4 protein-coding genes are annotated in these 2293 nt (G+C 44.6%); 2 read left to right on the top strand and 2 right to left on the bottom strand.

Going from position 1 to position 2293, the window contains the following annotated elements:
- Positions 1–88: 88 nt before the first annotated feature.
- Positions 89–418: an integrative conjugative element protein, RAQPRD family gene (locus Xinn_RS20490; RefSeq protein WP_086955696.1), complete on the bottom strand. Its 330-nt coding sequence runs from the start codon at positions 416–418 to the stop codon at positions 89–91.
- A 158-nt stretch (positions 419–576) separates the two neighbouring features.
- On the opposite strand from Xinn_RS20490, the gene Xinn_RS20485 reads away from it, so the two are divergent.
- The gene (locus Xinn_RS20485) at positions 577–1254 is read left to right on the top strand and encodes a DUF5710 domain-containing protein (RefSeq protein ID WP_086955695.1); all 678 of its coding nucleotides are present in this window, start codon (positions 577–579) and stop codon (positions 1252–1254) included.
- Positions 1255–1585: 331 nt separating this feature from the next.
- The gene (locus Xinn_RS20480; protein WP_086955693.1) at positions 1586–1927 is read left to right on the top strand and encodes an FxLYD domain-containing protein; all 342 of its coding nucleotides are present in this window, start codon (positions 1586–1588) and stop codon (positions 1925–1927) included.
- A 132-nt stretch (positions 1928–2059) separates the two neighbouring features.
- Here the strand turns inward: Xinn_RS20480 and Xinn_RS20475 are convergent.
- Positions 2060–2293, bottom strand: a 234-nt coding sequence (locus tag Xinn_RS20475) for an IncC plasmid conjugative DNA transfer DtrJ family protein (protein ID WP_153043424.1), incomplete at its 5' end; no start/stop codon positions are given.

The raw sequence follows: 2293 nt of genomic DNA, 5'->3' as shown, positions 1-2293 counted from the left end.
GCGAAGAAAAAGCCGACACACACCAGAGACAGAAAATGAATATCAAAGTGCCCTGAAGCCGCCTCAAAGGCATGGCGCTGGGTCGGGGTCATTGCGGGCATTCCTGCCGATACTGACCGGATAACAGTGCGGGTTCGTCCGGCTGCTCGCGGGAAGGCATCAGATAGTGTTCGATACCGGTTTTAATGGTGTGGAGATCCGCGCGGATACGGGCGTAATCAAAGTGATAGCGGGGCGGTTTTTCGGTCTCCGCGGGCGTTCCGGCAATACTGGCGCGTTCCAGCGCTATCTGTACCTGCTCAATCAGCCGCGTTGCGCTCGCCAGCTCATCGTTTTCGGCCGCCTGCACAAGGGGAACACACAATACCGTCAGACTCAGCAGACAGGCAGACCGGGACAGGGAAAAACAACCACGCATACACACTCACCTCGTGATGGAATTCAGGATGCCGAGGATGCGGGGTTTTTTACGGCGGATCAGCAATAAACTCTTTATGCTTTGATGAAAATTAGCGACATAGTCTGACTCATTTATTGAATTAACGGTTTAACAATGAGTGAAAGGAAGAAAGCAACATGCTGCGGATTGATTTAGACGTGCCCGATGAGGAATATGAACAGGTCAGGAAGCTGGGGGCACTCTGGGATGCCGCTGCCCAAATTTGGTACATCGACGAGCGTTTTGACCCGACTCCGTTTAAAAACTGGTTGCCGTTCTACAATGTTCATGCGGAATACTGGTATCTCGCCCAGACTCGGACAACCTGCCCGCACTGTCAGGCTCACACCACGGTGACGACCTTTATGCTGCCTACTGGTCATAAAATGCTGGAAGAGATTGATGACGATGACTACACCGAGCAGGACAACCCTGCTTTTGTTTTTTATATTGCCGATATTCCGACTGCCGTGCGCAACGTATTAACCGGCTTTCACCATACCTTACGCAAAATAGTCGGTCAGCGAATACGAAGAGAGCACTGGATAAATCACTGTGAACACTGTGATGCGCCGCTGGATGATGCCGACCTGTTTGCCGAAGTTGGTGGGGCGTTTTTTCCGTCTTCCGGCAAGGATGCTGCTGCTATTCAGCTTCACCGTATTAATGAGCCTTTTATCGGTAACTGTCAGGACATCTCACATCAGTATCGCCATGTTGATCTGAAAAATCTGGACAGTGCTATTTATAGTGCCGGGGATTGGTTCGGCTTGATGACGCAAGTCGTGAATGTTTCATCAAAATATCAGCATTAGCCTGAAAGACTGACGCGCCGCTGGCGGCTTGTCTGCTGAGAGATAGAATACAAAACAAAAAAACATTTGTACTCTATCTCTCAGCGCCCAAAAAATATGCCTTAACTATTGAGTATCCGACAATATCGCTGTAAATCTCATTGTTCCAGTTCATCCAGCAACTCGATAAATCAAAAATAATAATAGTAGTGCTAGCGTCAAATATAAAAGGCATAGATTATGAAACATGCTCATAGAATAAATGAGAAATATAAAATGAAATATTATATAGAGGCAGAATATGAGATATTTACAATGACCTTAACATAGAGAACATATCGAGGATAATAATATGATGAATCATATGACAGATCTCTTAGAAATGCACGTCAAGGCAAACTTATCATTAATTGCCAATAGCAATGATATGATATCAGTTACAAATATTCGTGTTGTCACGGGACAAGATGGAGTTAAATATATATTAGCTGACGTACAAAATAATACAGATCAAAAACTAGATTATGTATTTGTCCATTTCAAACTTTATCTCGGGGACGCCTTATCTGGCATATCCATCTCTTATGTAACAAATTTCTCTCCAAAAGGAAAATGGAAAATAGACTCAGCCATAGAGCCTTCTATAAAATTTGATTCTGTTAAACTCGGAGCAATAAACATTTATACTCAATAAATTTTAATATGCATGAATTTGGTTACTTATTATATATTCATAATAATTTGAAATGAAATAAACGTATTAATCATTATCACTGACGCACCGAAGGCAAAACAAAAAATTGTTTTGCCTTCCATAGTCCAGCACTTAAAGATATTTCTTAAACATCGACGTGGTGATCACCACCGCCATGCCTGACAATAACGCCGCTGGCAGCAATATCACGGTAGGGTGCACCACATCCGGCCACGATAAATACAGGATACAGGGCACCGTGCAGGCCGGTTTTATTCCCCGTTTGGCATGGTGATAAACAAAACTCGATTCATACCCCGCACCATAGCGCCGCAAGTCCCGCCGTCCCAGCCCGTCGACCAGCGC

This window comes from Xenorhabdus innexi (assembly GCF_002632485.1).
Lineage (GTDB): Bacteria > Pseudomonadota > Gammaproteobacteria > Enterobacterales > Enterobacteriaceae > Xenorhabdus > Xenorhabdus innexi.
The sequence above is the reverse complement of the archived record's forward strand: the minus strand, read 5'-3'. Positions and strand labels throughout refer to the sequence as shown.

Excerpts from the sequence above, each read along its gene's own strand:
- Xinn_RS20490 (WP_086955696.1), bottom strand. The coding sequence starts at position 418 with ATGCGTGGTTGTTTTTCCCTGTCCCGGTCTGCCTGTCTGCTGAGTCTG.
- Xinn_RS20485 (WP_086955695.1), top strand. The coding sequence starts at position 577 with ATGCTGCGGATTGATTTAGACGTGCCCGATGAGGAATATGAACAGGTC.
- Xinn_RS20480 (WP_086955693.1), top strand. The coding sequence starts at position 1,586 with ATGATGAATCATATGACAGATCTCTTAGAAATGCACGTCAAGGCAAAC.